15 protein-coding genes, 1 tRNA gene and 1 other RNA gene are annotated in these 19,470 nt (G+C 70.8%); 14 read left to right on the forward strand and 3 right to left on the reverse strand.

Annotated features, from left to right (window positions below):
• The first annotated feature begins 186 nt into the window (after positions 1 to 186).
• The 11 genes from H6693_12035 (at position 187) to mtnA (ending at position 10,522) form a co-directional block, all read left to right on the forward strand.
• Complete coding sequence (locus H6693_12035; protein ID MCB9516912.1) at positions 187 to 1,314, forward strand: NHL repeat-containing protein; 1,128 nt, start codon at positions 187 to 189, stop codon at positions 1,312 to 1,314.
• A gap of 2 nt (positions 1,315 to 1,316) precedes the next feature.
• Positions 1,317 to 2,420 (forward strand): hypothetical protein, encoded by a 1,104-nt coding sequence (locus tag H6693_12040; GenBank protein MCB9516913.1) that lies wholly within the window; start codon positions 1,317 to 1,319, stop codon positions 2,418 to 2,420.
• Positions 2,421 to 2,585: 165 nt separating this feature from the next.
• Positions 2,586 to 2,658: transfer RNA gene (locus H6693_12045), tRNA-Ile, on the forward strand.
• A gap of 23 nt (positions 2,659 to 2,681) precedes the next feature.
• A complete protein-coding gene (locus H6693_12050) occupies positions 2,682 to 3,392 on the forward strand; it encodes a hypothetical protein (GenBank protein MCB9516914.1) in 711 nt (236 codons plus the stop codon).
• A complete protein-coding gene (locus tag H6693_12055; protein MCB9516915.1) occupies positions 3,353 to 4,000 on the forward strand; it encodes a ribonuclease HI family protein in 648 nt (215 codons plus the stop codon). The genes H6693_12050 and H6693_12055 overlap by 40 nt, the downstream gene beginning before the upstream one ends.
• Before the next feature lie 8 nt (positions 4,001 to 4,008).
• Positions 4,009 to 4,371: RNase P RNA component class A (gene rnpB / locus H6693_12060), an RNA gene on the forward strand.
• A gap of 31 nt (positions 4,372 to 4,402) precedes the next feature.
• Positions 4,403 to 6,172, forward strand: a complete 1,770-nt coding sequence (gene recJ / locus H6693_12065) for a single-stranded-DNA-specific exonuclease RecJ (protein ID MCB9516916.1) — start codon at positions 4,403 to 4,405, stop codon at positions 6,170 to 6,172.
• Positions 6,169 to 8,367, forward strand: a complete 2,199-nt coding sequence (locus H6693_12070) for a bifunctional (p)ppGpp synthetase/guanosine-3',5'-bis(diphosphate) 3'-pyrophosphohydrolase (GenBank protein ID MCB9516917.1) — start codon at positions 6,169 to 6,171, stop codon at positions 8,365 to 8,367. The genes recJ and H6693_12070 overlap by 4 nt, the downstream gene beginning before the upstream one ends.
• Positions 8,368 to 8,376: 9 nt before the next feature.
• The gene (locus H6693_12075) at positions 8,377 to 8,844 is read left to right on the forward strand and encodes a D-tyrosyl-tRNA(Tyr) deacylase (protein ID MCB9516918.1); all 468 of its coding nucleotides are present in this window, start codon (positions 8,377 to 8,379) and stop codon (positions 8,842 to 8,844) included.
• Complete coding sequence (gene maf / locus H6693_12080; protein MCB9516919.1) at positions 8,841 to 9,449, forward strand: septum formation protein Maf; 609 nt, start codon at positions 8,841 to 8,843, stop codon at positions 9,447 to 9,449. The genes H6693_12075 and maf overlap by 4 nt, the downstream gene beginning before the upstream one ends.
• 14 nt (positions 9,450 to 9,463) lie before the next feature.
• Positions 9,464 to 10,522: an S-methyl-5-thioribose-1-phosphate isomerase gene (gene mtnA / locus H6693_12085; GenBank protein MCB9516920.1), complete on the forward strand. Its 1,059-nt coding sequence runs from the start codon at positions 9,464 to 9,466 to the stop codon at positions 10,520 to 10,522.
• On the opposite strand, the gene H6693_12090 is transcribed toward mtnA, so the two are convergent.
• Both H6693_12090 and H6693_12095 read right to left on the reverse strand, forming a co-directional pair.
• Positions 10,519 to 10,989 (reverse strand): hypothetical protein, encoded by a 471-nt coding sequence (locus tag H6693_12090; GenBank protein ID MCB9516921.1) that lies wholly within the window; start codon positions 10,987 to 10,989, stop codon positions 10,519 to 10,521. The two genes, mtnA and H6693_12090, sit on opposite strands and share 4 nt — an antisense overlap.
• Complete coding sequence (locus H6693_12095; GenBank protein MCB9516922.1) at positions 10,986 to 11,918, reverse strand: pirin family protein; 933 nt, start codon at positions 11,916 to 11,918, stop codon at positions 10,986 to 10,988. Before H6693_12095 ends, H6693_12090 begins: the two co-directional genes overlap by 4 nt.
• 371 nt (positions 11,919 to 12,289) lie before the next feature.
• On the opposite strand from H6693_12095, the gene H6693_12100 reads away from it, so the two are divergent.
• Complete coding sequence (locus H6693_12100) at positions 12,290 to 13,192, forward strand: HNH endonuclease (protein MCB9516923.1); 903 nt, start codon at positions 12,290 to 12,292, stop codon at positions 13,190 to 13,192.
• Positions 13,193 to 13,265: 73 nt separating this feature from the next.
• On the opposite strand, the gene H6693_12105 is transcribed toward H6693_12100, so the two are convergent.
• On the reverse strand, positions 13,266 to 15,356 hold the full coding sequence (locus H6693_12105; protein ID MCB9516924.1) for a T9SS type A sorting domain-containing protein: 2,091 nt from the start codon (positions 15,354 to 15,356) through the stop codon (positions 13,266 to 13,268).
• A 268-nt stretch (positions 15,357 to 15,624) separates the two neighbouring features.
• On the opposite strand from H6693_12105, the gene H6693_12110 reads away from it, so the two are divergent.
• Together H6693_12110 and H6693_12115 are read left to right on the forward strand one after the other, a co-directional pair.
• A complete protein-coding gene (locus H6693_12110) occupies positions 15,625 to 18,480 on the forward strand; it encodes a TonB-dependent receptor (GenBank protein MCB9516925.1) in 2,856 nt (951 codons plus the stop codon).
• Positions 18,480 to 19,469 (forward strand): PorV/PorQ family protein, encoded by a 990-nt coding sequence (locus H6693_12115; GenBank protein MCB9516926.1) that lies wholly within the window; start codon positions 18,480 to 18,482, stop codon positions 19,467 to 19,469. Before H6693_12110 ends, H6693_12115 begins: the two co-directional genes overlap by 1 nt.
• Position 19,470 lies beyond the last annotated feature (1 nt).

The raw sequence follows: 19,470 nt of genomic DNA on the forward strand, positions 1-19,470 counted from the left end.
TGGGGCCCGCGCCCGAGCCGCATCGCCCGCTCCCAGTGTGGTTGCGGGGAGTTGAAACTTCACCCGGAAGGCCAAAATCGAGTACAGGGGTAAAAGAGGTTCTTGACTGGAATGTTGTGAATTAGGTAACATACTGACCGGTCAGCGAGGTTAACCTCGCACAGCGACCCGGAGAAGGACGCGAGCATGGAGCGCAAGCTCTCGGTCAAGACGGTCGTCACCGGCTCACTGCTCGTTCTGATCCCAGCCCTGTTCAACGCGACTGACGCGACAGCAGCCTGGGTGATGGACTACGCGGGAGCGTTGTCACCGGATTATCACGACCGCCCCTGTGGGCGGCCCGTCGCCGTGAGCTACGCGGACGGGGACGACGTGCTCTGCGTGACCGACGCCGCCGCGCGCAGCCTGCGCGTCTACACCGCGGACGGCATCTACACCTTCGCCACCGACGCCCTCGCCGCGCTCAGCCAGCCGCTCGACGCGGCCATCGACGCCGAGGGGCGCTTCGTCTTCACCGACATGGACGCCGGCCGCGGCCGCACGCTGCGCCGGCTCGATCTGCGCGGCGAGCCTGACGCCTTCGACGTGGCCCTTCCCGCCGACGACTGGTTCCCCGAGCACCTGCTGATCACGCGTGACGGCGGGCTCGTCACCGTGGACAACACGCACCGGCTGCTCTGCAAGCACGACGCGGCCGGCGCGCTGCTCTGGAGCCGCACGCTGGCGCCCGAGGCCGGCGATCGCGATCTGGGGCTGGGGCGTCCCGCGGAGGCGGCGGACGGCCGCCTCTACATCACGAGCGCGTCGCTGCACGGCGTGCTGGTGCAGGACGCCGAGGGGCGTCCGCTGGACAGCTTCGGGCGCTTCGGTTCCGCGCGCGGACGCATGGTGCTGCCGGTGGGCGTGGCCGTGGCGCCGAACGGATCGCTGCTCGTGCTCGACCGCCTGCGCCACGTGGTCCTGCTCTTCGACGCCGAGCACGTCTTCCTGGGGGAGTACGGCAGCCTGGGCACTCACCCGGGGCAGTTCTACCACCCGAGTTCCATCGCCGCCACCGCCGACGGCCGCGTCATCGTGGCGCAGAGCTTCGCGGGCCGCGTGCAGATCTACCGTCTCTACGACAGCCAGGCCGGGGCCGCGCGCGCGGCTGCCGGCGAGGGCCGTCTCGCCGACTTGAATTCAGCATCATCCGTGAACTTCGAAGCAAGGGGGTTGAATCGCTCCGCGTCAGTGGCTGACGCATCTCGTGTTTCCAACGATGGGGGGGCTCCCTGGGGCCTTTCCGGGTTCGAATCCATCACCATGAGGTACTAGCAATGAAACTGTTCAAGCTCTTCGCCCTGGCCGCGGCGCTGGTCATCCTCGCCAGCGGCAGCGCGCTGGCCTTCCACGACGGCGGCGTTGCGGAGTGCGCCGGCTGCCATACCATGCACAACAGCGACGACGGCATGCAGGTGGGCGACAATCCCATCGGCAACGAGTACCTGCTCAAGGTCGGCAACGCCAGCGACACCTGCCTGAGCTGCCATGCGTCCTACGGCCAGTTCTACGGCGGCCTGGGCTACGGCCCCGGCGGCGACTTCTACTGGCTCACCCGTGACTACAGCTGGAGCGCCCACGGCCACACCACCTATAGCTACGGCGACAACCACGGTCACAACATCGTCTCCCCGGCCAACGGCCTGGAAGCCGACATCACGCTGACCGAGGCGCCGGGCGGCGACTTCCTGTCGACCTACCTGCGTTGCACCAGCTGCCACGATCCCCACGGCAACCAGAACTTCCGTCTGCTCTACGGCACGGACATGGGCCCGGTGTACAACGGCGGCCGCTACGACTTCGACAACCCGGCCCCCGAGGCCGTGGGCAACAGCCGCCGGACCATGGTCGGCGGCGGCGGCAACGAGACCGACGCTCAGCACACCGTCTACAAGAACGGCATGAGCGAGTGGTGCGCGAACTGCCACACCAACTTCCATTCCGACAACACGACCAACTTCGTGCATCCCACCGGTGAGAACCTGGGCTCCACGATCGCGGCCGCGTACAATGCGTACATCAGCACCGACGAGACCGTCGGCGGCGATCCCACGACGGCGTTCTGGGGCCTGGTGCCCTTCGAGGCCGTGAACGTGGATCTGGAGACCGTGGATCCGACCAACTACACGCAGGGCCCGGCGGGCACCGATCAGGTCATGTGCCTGAGCTGCCACCGCGCTCACGCGTCCGCCTTCGCGAACGCGGGCCGCTGGGACTTCGGCGAGACCTTCATCGCCGACAGCCACCCGCAGCCCACGGACACGGGCTGGTCGCAGGACGACGCCGACAACATGTACTATGAGTACACGTTCGTCACCAACCAGCGCTCGCTCTGCAACAAGTGCCACGTGAAGGACCTGGGTGACGCCCCTTTGGAGTAACGGTCACGGGGATTCCCCTCCAGTAGGGGGATCCCGCGAGGGCTCGGCCCCGCGCATTCCGTGACGTCTTGCAAGCCCGGACGAGGGCGGCTTCTGCGGAGGCCGCCCTCGTCTTTTGCGCCGCCGCTTGACGCGACCCGCCCCTGCCTCTAGCCTCCGCGCGAAGGGCCCATAGCTCAGTGGTTAGAGCAGGCGACTCATAATCGTTTGATCGCAGGTTCGACTCCTGCTGGGCCCACCGACGCCAACCCGCGAGAGGCCATGGAGAACAGCGAGCAGCTCCGCGAGCTCTATCATCACGATCGGCGGCTGGCCTTCATCGAGCGCCGGCTGCAGGAGATCCCGGCCGCCCTGCGCGCCCTCGGCGAGGAGGTCGCGCGCCAGGGCGAGGTGGGCCGTCGCCGCGACGACGAGGCCGCCGAACTGGCCGAGGCCCTGCGGCGGCTCGAGCGCGAGAGCGCCGTGCTGCGCGGCGAACTCGCCCGCCTCGCCGAGCAGCAGAAGGCCGTCACCGACATGGACGCCCTGCGCGCCAGCGAGCACCAGCTCGAGCACTGCCGGGCGCGGCTCGCGACCGTCGAGGACACGCTGCTGGTCAAGCTCGAGGCGCAGGAGATCCACAGCCGCGAGGGGGCGCTGCGCGCGCGGCGCGAGGGGGAGGAGCGTTCCGCGCTGGACGACGAACGCCGCGCCCTGGACGACGAGCGCCGCGAATGCGAGCAGGAGCAGGCCGAGTCGCTGGCGGCGCGCGAGGCGCTGCTGGAGGCGATGGCCGACGCCGACGCGCGGCGCTACCGGCGCATCTTCTCCAGCCATGGACATCGCACGCTGGCCCCGCTGCGGGGCGGCGGCTGCGGAGGCTGCGGCGCGGCCCTCCCGCCGCAGGAACTCGTCGAGGTCAAATCCCAGGGCCGCGTGATCCCCTGTCAGGGATGCGGACGGCTCGTGCTGCGCGTGGAGGAGGAATCGTGAGCCGAGGAGCGCTGCCGCCCGACCTGCCGGCCCTGCTGGCCTACCTGCGCGGCGAACGCGCGCGGCTGGACCTGGCCCCCGATCGCCGCCGCGCGCTCGCGGACTGGCTGGCCGCGCTGGGGGGGGAGTCGCCGGCCGCCGCGGCCCCCGCGCCCACGCCGGCGCCCGCGTCCGCGCGGCAGGCCGTGGCCCCCGAGGACTGGGTCCTGCTGCACACCGACGGCGCCAGCCGCGGCAATCCGGGGCTGGCCGCCGCGGGCATCGTGATCTACGGCCCCGGGGCGGGCGCGAATCGCCCGGAGCTGCACCGCGAGGGCGTCGCGCTGGGCGTGCTCACCAACAACCAGGCGGAGTACCGGGCCCTGCTGCTCGGCCTCGCCGCGGCCAGCCGGCTCGGCGCGCGACGCGTGGAGCTGGCCATGGACAGCGAGCTGATCGTCCGGCAGCTCGAGGGCCGCTACAAGGTGAAGAACGCGGGACTCAAGCCGCTCTACGAGGAGGCGCGGCTCGCGCTGACGCGATTCGTGGCCTGGCGCGCGCGCCACGTGCCGCGCGCGGAAAACGCCGTGGCCGATGCCCTTGCGAACGAGGCGCTCGACTCCCTATAATCGCCGCGGAAGCGAGCCGGATGGCCGCGGATTCTCGAATCCGAGGAAAGTCCGGGCTCCGCAGGGCAGGGTGCTGGGTAACTCCCAGGGGAAGCGATTCCACGGAAAGTGCCACAGAAAACAAACCGCCACCGCGCCTCGCGGCGTGGGGGTAAGGGTGAAAAGGTGAGGTAAGAGCTCACCGGGCGGCCGGCGACGGACGCCGCATGGCAAACCCCACCCGGAGCAAGACCAAATAGGGGAAGAGAGGCGGCCCGTCTCGCTCGATTCCCGGGTAGGTTGCTCGAGGCCGTCGGCAACGGCGGTCCTAGATAAATGGCCATCACTCCCTTCGGGGAGGACAGAACCCGGCTTACAGGTTCGCTTCCGCTTTTCGTTCGGGCGCCGTCAGCAGGAGGACGCGTGCAGCACGCCCCAGCCCCCAGCATCCGCCTCCGCGAGGCGCCCTCCGCGGACGAGCGCGCGCGGCTGGCCCGTGAGCTGTCCCTGCCACCGGCGGTGGCGGCGCTGGCCTGGCAGCGCGGAGTGCGCGGCGCGGACGACTGGCGCGGCTGGCTGGGCAGCGATCCCGCCGCGCAGCACGATCCCTACCTCCTCCCCGACATGGACCTCGCCGTCGACCGCCTCCGCTTCGCGCGCGAGCACGGCCAGCGCGTGCTGGTCCACGGGGACTACGACGTGGACGGCCTCACCGGCGCCGCCCTGCTCAGCCGGGCGCTGCGCGGTCTGGGCTTCGATGCGGACGCCTTCGTCCCGCACCGCGAGCGCGACGGCTACGGCCTCTCGGCCCGCGCCCTCGACCGCGCCGTCGAGGCCGGCTGCAGCCTGGTGGTCACGGTGGACTGCGGGTCGTCGGAGGGCGAGATCATCGAGTCCCTGGCCGAGCGTGGCGTGGACACCGTGGTCACGGACCACCATCTGGCCACCGCGCTGCCCGAGGCGCTGGCCTTCGTCAGCCCAATGCGCGCGGACAGTCGCTATCCCTTCCCCGCGCTCAGCGGCAGCGCGCTGGCCTACAAGCTGGCGCGGGCGCTCTGCGAGGCGCTGGGACGTCCGCTGGCGGGCGACCAGTGGCTGGACTACGCGGCGCTCGGCACGGTGGCCGACGTCATGCCGCTCACCGGCGAGAATCGCCTGCTGGTGAGCGCGGGACTGCGCGAGATGAGCCGCCGCCTCACCGCGCGGCCCGGCTCCACCGCCGACCGGAGCCCGGTCTGGCGCGTCATGGCCCGCACCGCCGGCCTGCAGAGCGGTGAGCTGAGCGCGCAGGATCTGGCCTTCCGCTTCGCGCCGCGGCTGAACGCCCCGGGCCGCATGGGCAGCGCGCGGCTGTCGCTGCAGCTGCTGGTCAGCGAGGACGCCCAGGAGGCCGCACAGCTGGCGGCCCAGGTGGAGGCCACGAACGAGGAGCGGCGCGAGCGCGAAGCGTCGATCACCGCGTCCGCGCGGGAGCGCGCGCTGGCCCGCCTCGAGCGCGCGCGGGTGGAGGGCGAGGCCCTCGGCGCGCTGGCGCTCGCCGACGCCGACTGGCACCCCGGCGTGCTGGGCATCTCCGCCGCGCGACTGGCGGACGAGTTCGCCCGCCCCGTCCTGCTCGCGGGCGTCGACGCCGACGGCAGCGCGCGCGGCTCCGGCCGCGGACCCGAAGGGCAGGACCTCAAGGCGCTGCTCGACCGCTGCGCCGACGCGCTCGAGCGCTACGGCGGACATCGCCGCGCTGTGGGCTTCACCGTGCGCGCCGGCCGCTGGGACGCCTTCGCCGCCGCCCTGGAGGCCGCCGCGCCGTCGCCCGCGCCGCCGGCGCCGCTGATGGCGGACCTGGCCGTCACGGCGGGCGAGCTCGACCGCCGCTTCCTGGACGGCCTCGAACTGCTCGGCCCCTTCGGGGAGGGCAACCCCGAGCCCGTCCTCATGCTGCGCGACGCGGTGCCCCTGGAAAGCCGCGTCCTGAAGGGACAGCACCTGCGCCTCGAACTCGAGGCCCCCGGGGGCGAGCGCCTGCGCACGATCGCCTTCGGTCGCGCGTCGGACCTCGGGCCGCGCCTGCATCGCGGCGAGGCCGTGGACCTCTGCCTGCGCGTGGCGCGCGACACCTTCCAGCGCCGTCCCGGCGAGCACGGGCTGAGCCTGCAGCTGGTGGAGCTCACGCCGGCGGGGACGGCGACGTCATGAGCGCGCGCCGCGAGGAGCAGCCGCCCCGGGATCCCGCCGCCCAGGCCGAGCTGGAGGAACTGCTCGCCACGGCGCGGCGGCTCTCGCCGCAGGTGGGCGTGGAGCTCATCGAGAAGGCGTTCTGGATGGCCCGCGAGGCCCACGCCGGCCAGCGTCGCGTTTCGGGCGAGCCCTACTTCAAGCACGTCGTGGCGGTGGCCAGCACCTGCGCCGAGCTGAATCTCGGCTCCAACGCCATCGCCGCGGCGCTGCTGCACGACACCGTGGAGGACACCGGCATCAGCGCCGAGCTGCTGCGCCAGGAGTTCAACCCCACGGTGGCGCTGCTGGTGGACGGCGTCAGCAAGATCGGCGCGCTGCGCTTCGAGAGCGCGGAACGGGCGCAGGCGGAGAACTTCCGCAAGCTGCTGCTGCACATGAGCAAGGACATCCGCATCCTGCTCATCAAGCTCGCGGACCGCCTGCACAACATGTCCACGCTCGACGTCCTGCGCCGCGACAAGCAGGAGCGGATCGCGCGCGAGACCATGGACATCTACGCGCCCCTGGCCCACCGCCTCGGCATCGGCCGGGTGAAGTGGCAGCTCGAGGACCTGGCCTTCAAGTACCTGGAGCCCGCGGCCTACGAGCGGGTGGCGGCGGCCATGGGGATGCGGCGCGAGAGCCGCGAGGACATCATCACGGCCATGCACGATCGCATCCAGGCCGCGATGGACGAGAACGGCATCGAGTGCGCGGTGGAGGGGCGCGCGAAGCACCTGTTCAGCGTGTGGCGCAAGATGCAGTCGCAGCACCTCGACGCCGACGAGATCCTGGACCTGATGGCCATCCGCATCATCACCGACAGCGTGGCCGACTGCTACCACGCCCTCGGCGTGGTGCACACGCTCTTCAAGCCGTTGCCGCAGCGTTTCAAGGACTACGTCGCCACGCCCAAGCGCAACGGCTACCAGAGCCTGCACACGGCCGTGATCAACGACGACGGGCGCGTCTTCGAGATCCAGATCCGCACCTACTCCATGCACGAGATCGCCGAGTTCGGCATCGCCGCGCACTGGCGCTACAAGGCGGGCGGCATGGGGACGGAGAAGCTCGAGGACGCCGGCACCAGCCGCGAGCTGGACTTCCTGCGCACCTTCCTCGACGAGCTCAAGGGCGGCGAGTGGAGCGAGGATCCCAGCGAGTTCATGGCCCACCTGAAGATCAACCTGTTCCAGGACGGCATCTTCGTCTTCACGCCGCGGGGCGATCTGCACATCCTGCCGGTGGGGTCGACGGCGCTGGACTTCGCCTACGCCATCCACACCGCCGTGGGCGACCGCTGCATCGGCGCCAAGATCGACGGCAAGATCGTCCCCCTGCGGCGCTCGCTGGAAAGCGGCGAGGTGGTGGAGATCCTCACGCGCAAGGACGCGCGCCCGAGCCGCGACTGGCTCAACTTCGTCAAGACCAGCAAGGCCGTCAGCCGCATCAAGCGGCGTCTGCGCGAGCGCGAGCTGGTTCAGTCGCTGGAGCTGGGGCACGAGCTGCTCGAGCGCGAGTTCAGGCGCCAGCATCGCCCCGTGCCCGACGAGTCGCAGCTCGGCGAGGTGGCCGAGGCGCTGGGGGTGGAGAACGCCGAGCGGGTGGTGGAGGGCGTCGGCCGCGGCAACCTGTCGGCGGCGTCCGTGCTCAACCGCCTCTATCCGCCCGAGGAGCGCGAGGCGCCGGTCTTCGACGAGGAGCTCTCCACGAAGCTGCGCCGCGACTCCGTGCGCGGCGTGCGCGTGGAGGGCCACGGCAACATGATGATCCGCTTCGCCGGCTGCTGCAGCCCGGTGCCCGGCGACGCCATCGTCGGCGTGGTGACGCGCGGCCGCGGCATCAGCGTGCACCGCAGCGACTGCATCAACGTGGTGGGCAACGCCGTGCTCGAGGAGCGGCGCGTGTCGGTGGAGTGGGACGTCGGGCAGCAGGAGACCTTCCTGCTCGGCCTCGAGGTGACGGCGGAGGACCGTCCCAACCTGCTGGTGGACATCACCGGCAAGATCGCGAAGACCAAGACCAACATCAAGAGCGGCAGCTTCGACCGCGACGAGCGCGACATGCTCAACCACTTCCACTTCACGCTCGAGGTGAAGGACACCGAGCAGCTCGAGGAGATCGTCCGGCAGATCAAGTCCGTGCGCGGGGTGCAGGATGTGTATCGCCGCTGAGGAGCGCCGATGCGCGTGGTGATCCAGCGCGTGAGCCGCGCCGCCGTGCGCGTGGATGGCGAGACCGTGGGCGAGATCGGCCGCGGCCTGCTGGCGCTCTGCGCGTTTCGCGAAGCCGACAGTGCTGCGTGCGTGCAGTGGATGGCCGCCAAGCTCGCCGACCTGCGCATCTTTCCCGACGACGAGGGCAAGATGAACCGCTCCCTGCGCGAGAACGGCGGCGCCGTCCTGGCCGTCAGCCAGTTCACGCTCTACGGCGACGCGCGCAAGGGCCGCCGTCCCAGCTTCGTGGACTCCGCGCCCGCCGAACTGGCCGAGGGCCTCTACCTCGCCTTCCTCGACGCGCTCCGCGCCGAGGGCCTGCCGGTGGCCGCGGGCGTCTTCCAGGCCATGATGGCCGTGGAACTCGTGAACGACGGCCCCGTGACCCTGATCCTCGATCGCGATGCCGCGCCGCCCCCGGGGGCGACGCCGTGAATCCCTTCGTCCCCGCCTCGCTCCAGCAGGACCTGATCCTCGCCTCGGCCAGCCCGCGCCGCCGCGCGCTGCTCGAGGGCCTGGGCTTCGCGTTCGCCGTCGAGCCCAGCGACTACCCCGAGGACGACGGCGATCTCTCCCCCGCCGGCGCCGCCCGCGCCCACGCGGCGGGCAAGGCCGAGGCCGTGGCGCTGCGGCGGCCCGGCGCGCTGGTGATCGGTGCGGACACGGTGGTCGCGCTGGACGGCGCCAGCCTCGGCAAGCCCGCCGACGCCGCGGCGGCCCGCGCGATGCTGGAGCGGCTCTCGGGCCGCGAACACGCCGTGATCACCGGCCTCGCCCTGGTGCGCCACGAACCGGGCTGCCAGCTGCTGCGACGGCGCGTGGCCGACAGCCGCACCCAGGTGCGCTTTCGTCCGCTGGCGCCCGCGGAGATCGACGCCTACGTCGCCAGCGGCGACTGCTTCGACAAGGCCGGCGCCTATGGCATCCAGGGCCTGGCCGCGCAGTTCGTCACCGGGATCAAGGGCTGCTACTTCAACGTGATGGGACTGCCCCTGGAGCTGCTCACCCGCATGCTGCAGGACTGGACGGAGTCCCCGTGAGCGCGTTGCCGCCGCTGCCGGCCGGGATCCCGCGCAATCTGGAGTACGCGGCGGGCCGACTGCGCGTGCTGGACCAGACGCTGCTGCCCGGCGCCCTCGAGTACCGCGATTGCGCCACGGTCGACGCGGTGGCCGAGGCGATCGCCGCGCTGCGGGTGCGCGGAGCGCCGGCCATCGGTGTGGCCGTTGCCTACGGTGTCTGCGTGGCCCTGGCTGCGGCGCTCGGGCGCGGGCCGGGGCTCGACGCCCAGGGGGCGTCTCGGGCACTGGCGCACGCGCGCGACGCGCTGGGCGCGACGCGGCCCACGGCCGTGAATCTGTCCGCCGCGCTCGAGGCGATGCACGACGCCGAGCGCGACGCCCTGGCCGCCGGCGTCGATCCGCCCGCCTTGCTGGCAGCGCTCGAGCGCGCGGCCCTGGCCTGGCACCTCGATGATGCCGCCCGCTGCGACGCCATCGCCGCCGCCGGCGCGGCTCGTCTGCCGACCCCCGCCCGCGTGCTCACGCACTGCAACGCGGGGCCGCTGGCGACCGGCGGCATCGGCACCGCCCTCGGGGTGCTGCTGGCCATGCACGCCGCGGGGCGCGACGTGCGGGTCTGGGCCGGGGAGACGCGCCCGCTGCTGCAGGGCGCGCGCCTCACCGTGTGGGAGCTGGGGCGGGCGGGCGTGCCGGTCACGCTGCAGGTGGACGCCGCCGGCCCCTCCCTGCTGCTCGCGCGCGAGGTCGATGCCGTGCTCGTCGGCGCCGATCGCATCGCCGCCAACGGCGACACCGCCAACAAGGTGGGGACGCTGTCACTCGCGCTCGCCGCCGCCCACGCGGGCGTGCCGTTCTACGTGGCGGCGCCGCTGAGCACCGTGGACCCGACGCTGGCCTCGGGCGCGGCGATCCCGATCGAGTCGCGGGCGGCCGGGGAGCTGCGCTTGCCGGGCGTCGCCCTCGACCCGCCCCCGGGGGCGGGGGTGCGCAATCCCGCCTTCGACGTCACGCCGGCCGCCCTGATCACGGCCTTCTTCACGGAGCGCGGAACGATCGAAGCGCCCTACGATTTCTTGGCGCCGCCCCGCTAGCCGTTCCGCGCCGCCATCAGCCTCCGCAGCTGGAAGGCGTGACGGAGCGGGTGCATCACCGCGTGCTCGAGCATGCTGTCGATGCAGTAGACGATTCCCCAGCGCGACTTGTGCTCCTCCCCGAAGCGTTCCTCGGGCACGTCGGCCAGCGGGGTGCGCCAGGCGCCGAGGACCTGCTCGAGGACGTCGTCCGCGGCCGCTTCGATCGCCTCGGCGGGCGGCGGCGCCGGGATCCCGGGATCGGGCAGGCCCAGCGACGCGCAGCACCAGATCATGTAGCCCCCGGCCGCACCCAGCACGTGACGGAGCAGGGTCTCCAGCGAGGCGTAGTCGGTGTCTTCGGTCTGGGGCAGCGCGAGACCGCTGGCCTTGGCCTCGCGCCACACGGCCAGGAAGTCGCGCATCTGCGCCTCGTGCAGCAGGATCATCGCCGCCGCGCCGGTGTACCGGTGGGGGGGGACGGTCATCGGGTCTCCTTGGCGTCGAGGAAGGTGCCGCGCTCGAGCTCGTCGAAGGCGCGGACCAGTTCATCCTTCGTGTTCATCACGATGGGGCCATGCCAGGCCACCGGCTCCCGCAGCGGCGCGCCGGAGACCAGCAGAAAGCGGATGCCCTCCTCGCCGGCCTGCACGGTCACCGCGTCGCCCTGGTCGAAGAGGATCAGGGAGCGGTTGTCGGCGCGTTCGAGCGTCGGGCCCGCGGGTTGCCCGCCCCCGGGGGCGGGTGCCGTGTGTTCCGTCGGCACGGGCTGCGGCGACGAGGCGTCCCGAAAGCTGCCGCCGCCGGCGAAGACGTAGGCGAAGGCGTGATGCCCCAACGGCACCGGGAGCGTCTTGCGGCGGCCGGCCGGCACCGTCACATCGAGGTAGACCGGATCCGCGGCGATCCCCTCAACTGGGCCGCGCTTGCCCCAGAACTGGCCGCAGACCACGCGCGCGAGGGTGCCGTCGTCGTCCGTGACCTCGGGGATCTCCGGCGATCGGACCTCCTGGTAGCGCGGCGCGGTCATCTTCAGCGCGGCGGGCAGGTTCGCCCAGAGCTGGAAGCCATGCATCCTGCCCTGCGCGTCGCCCTGCGGCATCTCCTGGTGGACGATCCCGCGACCGGCGGTCATCCACTGGATGTCGCCGGCACCGATCACCCCGCGGTTGCCCATGCTGTCGCCGTGCTCCACGCTGCCCGCGAGCACGTAGGTGATGGTCTCGATCCCCCGGTGCGGGTGCCACGGGAAGCCGGCCTCGTAGTCGAGCGGGCGCTCGTTGCGAAAGTCGTCGAGTAGGAGGAAGGGGTCGAAGTCATCGGTCTGACCGAACCCGAACGCCCGGCGCAGGCGAACCCCCGCACCCTCGATGGCGGGCCGTGCTTCGGCCATTCGCTTGACGGGACGGATGGACATGGCGAACTCCTTTGATGAGGGAGAGGCACCGCCGCGGACGACCCGCACACATGCTTCCCCTCACCGAGCGCCGGTAGCCACCGCCGGGACAGGATACTCAGTTTGCCCGCGATGCGCATTCTCTCGTGGCGGGCGCGTGTTGCTTCTCTATCGGACCTCCTGGTCTCGCTCGCCCCCGGGGGCGGGTGAGAGCTGCCGCGGGAAGATTCTCTCGACTATCTGCCTTGCCGCCCTTGACGGCCTTCGTATGATACTATACATTGGTATCCATCGCAAGCCTCCCGAGGCACTTTCCTGGGACTTTCAACATGGAGACTCGAGCCGACCGCGCCCGGCGACTGCACCGGGCTTTGAAGACTGAACTTCAGCGATTGCAGCGCCTCGAGAAGGGCGCGCTGCTCTCCTTCGCTTCTATCATGGAAGATCAGCTCTACCGCGAGCTGGGCTACTCCTCGATCCATGCCTATGGCCGCGATGCGCTGGGCTTCTCCGAGCGCAAGCTCTCGGCCTTCGTGCGCATGGCGGGTGCACTCGAGCGCCTGCCGGAGACACGACGCGCCGTCGAGGCGGGCGAGCTGCCCTGGACCAAGGCGCGTGAGCTCGTGTCCGTGGCGACGCCGGCGAACGAAGGCCACTGGCTCGACGATGCCAAGCGGCTCGGCCGCCGCGCGCTCGAGCGCAAGGTGAAGGCGAGCCGGCCGCGGCCGCCGAGGAAGCGCCAGGATCCTCCGGCGCTGTTCGCGGCGGGCGAGCCCGAAGCGCGCCGCGAGGAGGCCGAAGCCGCCGCGCCCCTGCGCGTCACGCTGAACTTCACGCCGGAGCAGTACGCGCGCTGGGAAGCGCTGATCGAGCAACTGCGCAAGGACGGCCGGCTAGACCCGAAGGAAGAACTGGTGCTCGACGCGCTCGCCACCCGCCCCCGGGGGCGGGTGAAGCAGGCCGCCACCGTGATCATTCGCCGCTGCCCGGACTGCGGGGCGCAGGCCTACGTCACCAGCCGCGGCGAACTGCCCGCCCCTGGGGGCGACCTGCCGCGCACGCTCACGCCGGCGCTGCGGCGGACGATCCTCGCCCGTGACGGCCACCGCTGCCAGGGTCCGGGCTGCACGAGCACGCGCTTCCTCGAAGTGCACCACCGTAAGCCCCGCGCGAACGGCGGCACGAACGACCCGAGCAACCTGATCACGCTCTGCAGCGCGTGCCATCAGCTCCATCACGCGCGCGGCCTCGCGCAGGCGGCGATGGGCGCACCGGCCGCGCGCGGCTCGCCCTGAACGTCAAGCGTGGGCGCGAAAAAGCCCGGCGACACGGGGTCGCCGGGCGGGGCGGAGCCATGCGCGAGGCGGGCTACTTGATCAGCATCATCTTGCGCGTCTGGCTGAGGCCATCGGCGTCGAGACGATAGAAGTAGATGCCGCTGCCCACGGCGCTTCCGGCATCGTCGCGGCCGTTCCAGTCGACCGCGTGCTCGCCGGCGGTGAAGGCGCCGTCAGCGAGCTGGGTCACCTGGCGCCCGGCCACGTCGAAGACCGTGAGCGTCGCCCGGCCGGGGGACGGCAAGGTGAAGCGCACGGTGGTCTTCGGGTTGAAGGGGTTGGGGCTGTTCTGGGCGAGGCGGAGGCCGGCGGCCGGCGTGTCCGCGGTCTCGTCGCCCGGGACGGCCGTCAGATCGTCGATGATGCTGTGGTGGGCGAACTTCTGGATGAACACCGACGCGTGGGGCTGCCCGGGCTGCAGCGCCTGGGCAGTGGCCACGATCGCGTTGGCCATGTCGCGCATCTTCGGGCCGAAGCCGATCCCGAACTGCGCCTCGAGGATGATCTGATCGACGCTGTCGCGGGTCTGCCCGAAGTCGCCGGTCAGCGAGATCAGGCTCTGGAAGAGCGGCGTGGACCAGAGCTCGTCGCTGATGCCGCCGGGGATGCTCTGGTGGGCGCCGTAGTTCGTGCTGTGGTTGTAGACCAGGTTGAGCTTGTTGAGGAGACGTCCGGACCAGCACTGGTTGCCGGTGCCGTGCCCGTCCCAGGAGAAGACCCACTCGGGGTGGTAGACCTCGCCGTTGGGCGTGCTCCAGCTGTAAGAGCCGGCCCAGTAGTCGCCGAAGCCTTCGCCCATGGCGCCGGTGTCGCCGCCGCCCCAGCTCGAGTTGATGCTGTAGTTGATGGCGTGGCCGTACTCGTGGAGCATCACGTCGCTGTCCTCGCTGTCGTCCACGCAGCCGTGGCCGAAGGACAGGCGGTTGCTCGAGGGCTGGTAGAAGCTGTTGTCGGCGCCGCCGAAGCCGTCCGTGTCGGTGCCGATCGGCCCCTCCTGGATGCCCGAGGCGCCGGTGAAGCCCATGCCCTGCATGTACCGCTGGTTCTGGTCCAGCATGAAGTAGGTCATGGCGTCGTTGAAGGCGTTGTTGCCGCGCGTGGCGGTCCAGTTGCCGTCGGTGGTGGTGCTGGGCGGCGTGTTCGGGGAGTCCCAGTTGATGATGTCCACCCAGGGGCCGGTCACGCGGTAGAGGCCGCCGCTGAAGGTGATGTCCAGCAGGGTGCGCGTGAAGTAGGCGCCGGTGAAGGCGCTGGCCGGGCTGTTGTCCTGCAGGTTGTCGTTGAGCAGCGTGGCCCGCGGATCGGGATCGAAGACGACGCCGCTGCCGGTGGCGCGGTCGCCGCGGGTGGGGGGCGTCGCGATCTCGCGCGCGGCGAAGCGGGCGAAGGCGTCGGCGCGGTCGCCGGCGGGGCCGTCCAGGGCGCCGATGCGCTCGTCCGGCGTCGCGCGCGTGAAGTCGTCCTCCACGCGGTAGAGGTTGGCGTCACGGAGCGCGGTCACGGCGCCGGTCGTGGCGTCCACGGCCAGCTCCCAGCCGCCGTAGGGGGCGTCGAGCGCCAGTTCCACGCGCCAGATGAGCTGCGGCGTGCCGGCCTCGACCGTCCACAGCAGGTGCGCCTGCGGCTCGGCCAGCAGATCGCCGCGAGCGTTCAGGCGCAGCCAGGCGGCGTCGAAGGCGGCATCGCGATCGATGTGCGCGGGCAGGGCCGGCCGGCTCGTCAGGGGATAGTAGTTGTTGTAGGCGCGGTAGACGTGGCCGTCCGCGGCCACCGACACGATCACCTCGCCGTGCTCCACCGGCAGGCCGTCCAGGAGCTGGGGGAAGCGATAGTGGGTGCCCAGCAGGCTCTCGCGCTGGGTCGCGGGGCCGAGGTCGGCGAGGGTGGGGTCGAGCCCGTAGGACTCGGCGCGCTGGGCGACGAACGCGCGCGCCAGGCTCTCGCCGCTCAGGCCGGAGGGCGCCTGCCAGGTCGGCTCGATCTGGAGCCGGGGGGTGTTGCGGTAGTCGTCGTGCTGGGTGTCGGGCAAGGGGCTGATGCCGGGGCCGAAGGCCGAGGCCTGGCCCAGCGGCGCGAGCGCCAGAAGCAGGAGCGCGCCGAGCCGGATCGCAGTTCGCTGCATCACAGTCTCCGTGGTGGTGGGTGAGAACGCGGCGGCGGTGTCCGGGCGGGCGTCCAGGGCACGGGGGACCCCACCGCTTGATGCCGAGTGGCCCCATTATCCCAGAACTCGTGCGCAATGGCAAGGGCAGGGCGCGCGCGCCACGCGCCCCCGGGGGCCGCGGGTGGCCCCGTTGACAGCGCGGAAATCCGCATGCTAGCTTGCGGCGTGAAGGCGGGAAGCCCTGCGAACCCGCACCCTCGCCGCCACCGCCAAGGGATCTGGCCAGATGCTGTCTTCGGCGTGCCGGCCGCTGCGAGCGGCCCTTTTCGTCTCTCTGCTGCTGCTTTGCGCCGTTCTGGCGGCGGGGCCTGCCGTTGCCCAGGGGGGCGGGGCGACGGTGACGGGCACGCTGCTCGACGCGGTCTCGGGCAAGCCGCTGCCCTACGGGAACGTCGTCCTGCTGGGCACCCAGTTCGGCGCGATGACGCTGGACGACGGCACCTTCCTCATCACCCAGATCCCGCCCGGCACCTACACCGTGCGCGCCAGCTACATGGGCTACAAGATGGACGAGCGCACGCTGGTCCGGCTGCGCAACGGCACGGTGCTGGAGCTGGAGTTCACGCTCGAGCCCACGGTGATCAAGTCGGAGACCATCACCGTGTTCGGCGAGAAGCCGCTGGTGGACGTCACCGAGGCCAGCAGCACCAAGAGCCTCGCCGCCGACGAGATCGCGAAGATGCCCGTGGAGACCGTCGCCGAGGTGGTGGTGACGCAGCCCGGCGTGGTGCAGCAGGACGACGAGATTCACATCCGCGGCGGCCGCAGCGACGAAACGCTGATCCTCGTGGACGGCGTGCCCATGAAGGACGCCCTCGCCGGCACGAGCAGCGCGAAGGGCATCGACTCCAAATCCGTGTCGGACATGGACCTGATCACCGGCGGCTGGCGCGCGGAGTACGGCGACGCGATGGCCGGCGTGATCAACGTCACGCTCAAGGAGGGCGGTCAGACCTTCAGCGGCTTCGCCGAGTATGGCATCGACCACCTGCCGGGCGTGGCCACCGACTGGGAGCACTATTTCACCGACACCTACAAGTTCCAGCTGAGCGGCCCGCTGCCCGGCAGCGGGACCTGGTTCCCCGGCGAGCGCCTGAGCTTCTTCGCCAACTTCAGCGGCGAGATCATGGACACGCGCTTCCCAAACATCCGCGACATGCCCGGCGGCGGGGATCGCCTGAGAATCGACTACGAGGACAGCTTCCTGGGCTTTCCGATCACCTGGAGCAGCAGCAACGCCGCGCCCCGTCAGAACAACGCGTGGAACGGCACGCTGAAGCTCGCCTGGAAGGTGAATCGCGACCACAAGCTCACGCTGACCATGACCAAGTACCTGGCCATGGATCAGGGCTTCGACCGCCACGACATCAGCGACCTCACGCGCGACAGCAACAGCTATCCCTACCAGTGGTCGCGCTACCTGGACCACTACAGCGCCTTCGTGGAGGACCGCAACACGGCCGTGCTGAACTACCGGCAGAGCTTCGGCAGCAGCATGTTCCAGGAGGTGCAGCTCTCGCGCTTCTACGTGCGCCTGCACCAGGACTCGCAGAAGCCCGCGGCTGACACGCTGCGCGACTACCTCGCCGAGTACGCGCCCCAGGCCCTGAACTGGCCGGACCCGGCCCAGGGCGACGACTGGATCTTCCACCCCTACTTCTACCTGAACGGCGACTACAACCAGTACCGCGACCGCTACGTGGAGCGCTGGAGCGGCAAGTGGAGCCTGACGAAGAAGTGGTACCCCAATCACAAGGGGAAGGCCGGCTTCGGGGTGGACTACGAGACCATCCAGAACGTGGAGATCCGCGACCCGTGGATCCAGCGGCCCGACGGCCTGGGCCGCAAGGACATCTTCCGCGCCAATCCGACCAAGGCCGAGGTCTACGTTCAGGACGACATCGAGTACAAGGGCTTCGTGTCGAACGTGGGCCTGCGCGGCGACTTCTGGTTCCCGGGCAAGCTGGCCGAGCGCGCGGCGCTGGCGGCGATCGACGGCACGGCGGGCGATCTGTTCAGCCCCGCGGTGGGCGAGCAGTACTTCGACGAGACGAGTTCGCTCTTCGGCAACCGCTTCAAGTACACCGTCAGCCCGCGCGTGGCCGTGAGCTATCCCATCACCGATCGGGACAACCTCTTCTTCAACTACGGCCACTTCAGCCAGTGGCCCACCTACTACTACGTCTACACGCACGTGGCGAGCGGCGTGGAGGACCTCTTCGGCAACCTGGGGAACATCAACCTGGATCCGCAGATCACGATCCAGTACGAGCTCGGCGCGCGGCACACCTTCACCGAAGGCCTGGCGGGGGACGTGACCGTGTTCGTGAAGGACATCTTCAACTACCCCACCAGCGAGCGCTTCACGGTGCAGTACTACGATCCGGTGGAGGGCAGCAAGGAAGCGACCTACTTCCTCTACCGGAACAGCGACTACGCGCGCAGCCGCGGCGTGGAGCTGAGCCTGCGCAAGCGCCGCGGACGCTACCTCTCGGGCTCGCTCAACTACACCTACTCCATCGCCACGGGCCGGAGCAGCGATCCGAATGCCCAGCGCGAGCTCTACGTCGGCGGGGCCACGGGCGAGGTGGAGCTGCAGGAGGGCTTCCTCTGGTGGAACCGGCCGCACCGGCTGAGCGCGACCTTCGACTTCCGCGTGGCCGACGCGCAGGGGCCCGAGCTCTTCGGCCATCACCTGCCGGGACAGTGGGGCTTCAACGGCTACTACAGCCTGTCCAGCGGGCGCGCGTACACGAAGGAGGACATCACCGGCCAGCCCATCAGCGAGGACTACGCGCACAACGGGCCGCTGGAGCAGAGCCTCAACCTGAAGCTGCAGAAGTGGGTGCTCTGGGGCGACTACCGCATCGACTTCACGCTGCAGGGCTGGAACGTGTTCAACTGGGACCAGCCGCGCAGCGTGGATCCGGTGACGGGCGAGCCCTACGCGGACGGCGTGGGCACCTACCTCAACCCGCCCACGGATCCCGACGCGCGGCTCGCGCGCTACCTGTCGCTGGCCGACCCGTCGCGCCTGGGCTCGCCGCGCCGCTTCAAGCTCAGCGTGGGGGTGAACTTCTGATGCGCCGCGCACTCTGCACGCTCGCGCTCGTCCTGCTGCTCGCGCCCGCGGCCCGGGCGTCCCAGGAGCTGGGCGGGCTGCGCGTGGCCACCAGCAGCGGGACCTTCCTCAAGATCGACATCAGCCCCCGCGCCGCGGCCATGGGCGGGGCCTGGACGGCCGTGGCGGGCGACGCCAGCGCCGCCTGGTACAACCCGGCGGGCCTGGGGCAGGTGCCGGCGCGTCAGGTCTTCATGAGCTACGTGGCCTGGCCGGCGGACGTCCACTACGCCAACCTGCTGCTCGCGATGCCCATGCCGGCGCTTGCCGGCACCGTGGGTCTGCAGTTCGGCAGCCTGGGCACGAGCGTGGACGAGACCGACGAGTACCATCCCTACGGCACCGGGCGCAGCTTCCGCTACGCGGACTGGGTGCTCGGCGCGTCCTACGCCAAGGCCATGACCACGCAGCTCCTGCTGGGCCTCTCGCTCAAGTACGTGCGCGAGGACCTGGGCTCGGACGTGGGCGGTCCCGTCACCAACACCTGGACCGTGGACGTGGGCACGCTCTACCGCATCGACTACGCGAACACGCGGATCGGCATGAGCATCGCCAACTTCGGCCCGGAGTTCAAACCCGCGGGCAGCTTCTGGAACTTCACCGAGGACAAGAACGAGGAGTACGAGGGCTTCCCGCCGCCGAGCACCTTCAAGCTGGGCGTGGCCTTCGAGTCCTGGAAGCGCTACCCCTGGATCCTCACGCAGACCCTCGAGATGAACCACCTCGCGGACAACCAGGAGACGGTGGCCACGGGCGCCGAGTTCTCCTACATGGGCGGGCTGCTGGCCCTGCGCGGCGGCTACAACTTCATGTCCGACACGATGGGCCTCTCGGCCGGCTTCGGCGCGAACTTCGCCTTCGGCGCGGGCCTCGCGGGGCTCGACTACTCCTTCACCGACGGCAACACGCTCGGGGCCATCCACCGCTGGTCCGTGCGGGTGGACTTCTGAT

Source organism: Candidatus Latescibacterota bacterium (assembly GCA_020633725.1).
Classification (GTDB): domain Bacteria; phylum Krumholzibacteriota; class Krumholzibacteriia; order JACNKJ01; family JACNKJ01; genus VGXI01.